The 4,269-nt window shown below is 65.8% G+C and carries 5 protein-coding genes; all 5 read left to right on the forward strand.

Annotated elements, in window-relative coordinates; translation table 11 throughout:
• Positions 1-2,219 (forward strand): YadA-like family protein (locus EN994_RS20025; RefSeq protein WP_206530424.1); only part of this gene is annotated, 2,219 nt, incomplete at its 5' end.
• Positions 2,220-2,226: 7 nt separating this feature from the next.
• A complete protein-coding gene (locus EN994_RS20030; RefSeq protein ID WP_013529840.1) occupies positions 2,227-2,784 on the forward strand; it encodes an invasion associated locus B family protein in 558 nt (185 codons plus the stop codon).
• Between the two features lie 13 nt (positions 2,785-2,797).
• Complete coding sequence (locus EN994_RS20035) at positions 2,798-3,463, forward strand: hypothetical protein (RefSeq protein ID WP_013529841.1); 666 nt, start codon at positions 2,798-2,800, stop codon at positions 3,461-3,463.
• A 38-nt stretch (positions 3,464-3,501) separates the two neighbouring features.
• Positions 3,502-3,963 carry a DUF4189 domain-containing protein gene (locus EN994_RS20040; RefSeq protein ID WP_013529842.1) on the forward strand — a complete coding sequence of 154 codons (462 nt, stop codon included), beginning with the start codon at positions 3,502-3,504 and terminating at the stop codon, positions 3,961-3,963.
• Positions 3,948-4,269 (forward strand): invasion associated locus B family protein (locus EN994_RS20045; protein ID WP_206530425.1); only part of this gene is annotated, 322 nt, incomplete at its 3' end. The genes EN994_RS20040 and EN994_RS20045, both read left to right, overlap by 16 nt.

Here is a 4,269-nt window from a genome sequence, read left to right on the forward strand (position 1 = left end):
TCACCAATGTCGCCGCGGGGCGGATCAGCTCGACGTCGACCGACGCCCTCAACGGCTCGCAGCTCGCCGCCACCAACCAGGCCGTCGATGCCATCGGCACCACCGTCAACAATCTTGGCGCTGGCGTGACCAATCTCGGCAACATTGTCAACAACATCGCCGGCGACACCTCGACCGCCTACACCGACGCCAACGGCATCGGCATCCGCTACGCTCGCACTAACGAGGCCGGACTGGCGCAGACCGATTCCTTCGCACAAGGTGTCGGCTCCACCGCTGTCGGCTACCAGGCGACCGCGACCGGGGTCAGCGCGCTGGCGCTCGGCCGCGCCAGCAACGCCAGCATCGACGGCAGCGTGGCGCTGGGCTCGGGTTCGATCTCCAATCGCGCGATCGCTCCGGCTACCGGCCAGATCGCAGCCGGTCCGTCGAACTTCATCCAGTTCAACACGACCGACAAGGCGCTGCTCGGCGCGGTTTCGGTCGGCGACGTCAACTCCTACCGGCAGATCACCAATGTGGCCGACGGCACGCAGGACCAGGACGCGGTGACGGTGCGCCAGCTCGCCGGCGCCATCGCTGCCGTGTCGGTCACCTCGACGAAATACTTCCATGCCAATTCGGCGGCGGGCGACTCGCTGGCGGTCGGCGCGGAGTCGGTCGCGGTCGGTCCGACGACCGTCGTCAACGGCGACAACGGCATCGGCATCGGCAACGGCGCCATCGTCGACCAGACAGCACCCGGCGGAACGGCCATCGGCCAGAACGCGCATGTGCTGCTGGCCGACGGCCTGGCGCTCGGCACCAATTCGACCGCCTCCGGCATCCAGTCGGTGGCGCTCGGCGCCGGCGCCCAAAGCACCTTCATCAACAGCGTCGCGCTTGGTGCGCAGTCCATCACCACGGTCGGCGCACAAACGAACTACGCGGCCTATGGGCTTGCTGGCGCGCAGACCTCGGTCGGCGAGGTGTCGATCGGCGCCGCCGGGGCCGAACGCAAGCTGACCAATGTCGCGGCGGGCTCGGCCGACACCGACGGCGTCAACGTCTCGCAGTTGCGCGGCGTGACGAAAAACGTCACCGACCTGTTCGGCGGCGTTACCACGATCAATCCCGACGGCTCGATCACCGGCCCGACCTACACTATCCAGGGCAACAACTACTCGACCGTCTATGACGGCCTGACGGCCGTCGACAATGCCCTGACCACCATCAGCAATGGCGGCGGCATCAAATACTTCCACGCCAATTCGACGCTGGCCGACAGCATCGCCGGCGGCACCAACGCGGTGGCGATCGGGCCGGAAAGCGTGGCGAGCGGCGCCGAGAGCGTGGCTGCGGGCCATGGCTCGACGGCTACCGGGGCGGGCGCCGTCGCGCTCGGCCAGGGTGCGCAGGCCAACAACGCCAACGATGTGGCGCTCGGCTCCGGCTCGGTGACGCAGACAGCCGTCGGCACCTCCAGCACCGTCATCGGCGGCAAGACCTACACCTTCGCCGGAACGACTCCGACCGGAACCGTCAGCGTCGGCGATGCCGGCGCCGAGCGGACGATCACCAACGTCGCCGCCGGGCGCGTCGATGCCGGCAGCACGGATGCGATCAACGGCTCGCAGCTCTACGCCACCAACACGGCGATCGAGGATTTGAAAGCCGGCGTCGGAAACCTCACCCAGAACGCGGTGACCTATGACGCCCCGGGCGGCGTCAAGTCGAACACCATCACGCTGCAGGGTGGCGACGTCAACGCGCCGGTCGTCATCTCCAATGTCGGCCCCGGCGTCAAAGGGACCGATGCGGTCAATGTCGAACAGATGAACCAGGGCCTGACCGCCGGCAAGAGCTATACGGACAACCGCGTGGCTTACGCTATCGATACGTCCAACGACTACACCGACAAGGTAGCCGCCACGACCCTGCAGCAGGCCAACGACTATACCGACCAGAAGCTCGGCCAGCTCAATTCGGACATCAACGGCATCCGCGACGAGGCCCGGCAGGCGGCCGCGATAGGCCTCGCCGCCGCCTCGCTGCGCTACGACGACCGGCCCGGAAAGCTGAGCGTCGCGGCGGGTGGCGGCCTCTGGCGCGACGCCGGCGCGTTCGCCTTCGGTGCGGGCTACACCAGCGAGGACGGCCGCATCCGCGGCAATCTGTCGGGCACGGCAGCGGGTGGGCATGTCGGCGTCGGCGCCGGCATCAGCTTCACCTTGAACTGAGGCAGGGATGAAAGGACTTGTTGCCCTGACCTGCCTGGCGCTTTGCGGCGGCCTCGTGCCGGCCGCCGGGCAGGTCGCGTCGACCTACAGGATCAAGCCTTCGGACGTGGTGCTCCCGCCCGAGGTGAAGCTCGGAGACTACCAGCGCACCATACGCCCATTCGACAACTGGACGCTGATCTGCGACGAGAACCTCAAAGCCCGCAAGAAGGTCTGCAACGTCTCGCAGATCATCGAGGACGCGTCCGGCAAGATGGCCTTCAGCTGGTCGCTTGCCGCCACCCAGGACGGCAAGCCGTACATGATCCTGCGCACCGCCCCGAACGCCAGGAGCGATGGCCTGGTGTCCGTGAAATTCGATGGACAGAAGCAGCCGATCGACGTGCAGCTGAACGGCTGCAACGAAATGGTCTGTGTCGGCATGTTGCCGGTCGGCCCCGTCATGCGCCGGCAGATATCGCAGAACGCGACGCCGGCGATCTCCTACTCGACGGTCGACGGGCAGACGATCACCGTTACCGCAACGCTCAAGGGGCTGTCAGACGCCCTTTCACCACTCAAATAACCGAGGCGCCACCATGAGCCAGCAGGACCAGTTCACGTCCGCCAAACGCACTCCGAGCGTCGAGGCGGATCGGCAGAGGCGGGCCGAGCCCCCAAGGCGCTGGCCACGCGCGGCCGGATATTCACTGCTGGGATTGGTCGTGGCGGGGCTTGGCTTCGCCGCCGGGAATTACGCCGCGGTCGCCAATCTGGTCGGCGGCGCGACGGCCGCACCTGCAGCAACAGCGGCGGCCCCCGTGCTTCCGGACACGCCCTTCCTCGAGCATGTCAAGCAGGCCGGTGTGCAGGCCTGCTCGACCGTCTATCCAGTGCTCGGACAGATCCTGACGACCGGCACGAAATACAGCGTCAAATCCCTGTGGAACGACCAGGCCGCCGACAAGCACGCCATCCAGGCCTTTGTCGGCATGGACTATGCGTCGGAACGCTATAGCGGACCGGCCGCCGGCATCGTCTTCGCATCGCCCACCGCCACGGGTTGCGAAGGGGCGATGGTGCGGGTGGCGCCATTCGCCAGCCCGTGCGCCGACATCCCATCCATCCTGCCGCAGGGCAGCAAGATCACCGACCATCTCGGGCAGGTCGAGGTCTACGAGCTCGGCGGCAATGCCGGTGAAGCGCTTCTCCTGCCGACGGGCAAAAGCTGTGTGGTGATCTCCCTTGCTTCGGCGGCGAAGTAGGACGCGAAGCGAGTGAGGTCAAGGAAAGGATGCCGACCATGAGATTGCAGGCTTTGGCAGTTTTGGGCTTGACCTTGTTGTGGAGCGGACAAGTCGTCTCAGCCGACCTTGTGGCCCCATCGGAACCGCAACAGGAGGAAAAGGGCATATGGGCGGCCATTGCCTATTCGCAGGCCGATAGCAAATACGGCTTCTTCTGGGGCGCCGACAAGCGGCAGGAAGCGAAGGACATCGCACAGAAATATTGCGAGAACGCAGGCGGAAAGGCCTGCAACGTCGTCACCGTCTTCCGCAACCATCGCCATTGGAATGATGACGACGAGACCGGCTTTCCCTACAAGCACTGCGGTGCGCTTGCCGTGGCAGACAAAGTGGAGAACCGTTTCACGCCCTGGGGCGTGAACTCGGCCGAGACCCGTCGGGAAGCGGAGGATCTCGCTTTGCAGGCCTGCGAGGCGACGGGAGAGAAATGCAAGATCCGCGAATGGGTCTGCACATGAAGCTTGGCCCGAAGGCCGTCTCCGCATGTGGAGCAATTCTATTCTCATTGATGTCGCCGGCGTCTGCCCAGCAACAGGTGGCGGCTGTCCCGGATGGACCCTCATCGCTGCGTGAGGTCTATCAGGACTGGAGCGTGACCTGTTCGGTACGGGAAAAGGCGAGAGTGTGCTCGCTTGCGCAAGACCAGGTCCAGCAGAACGGGCAGAGGCTTCTTGCCATGGAGATCGCGGCACGCCCGGACGGTTCGACGACGGCTACCCTGCTTCTGCCCTTCGGCATCCTCCTTGATCCGGGCGTGACGCTGC

This window comes from Mesorhizobium sp. M7A.F.Ca.CA.002.09.1.1, from assembly GCF_003998555.1.
In the GTDB taxonomy this organism is placed as follows: Bacteria; Pseudomonadota; Alphaproteobacteria; order Rhizobiales; family Rhizobiaceae; genus Mesorhizobium; species Mesorhizobium ciceri.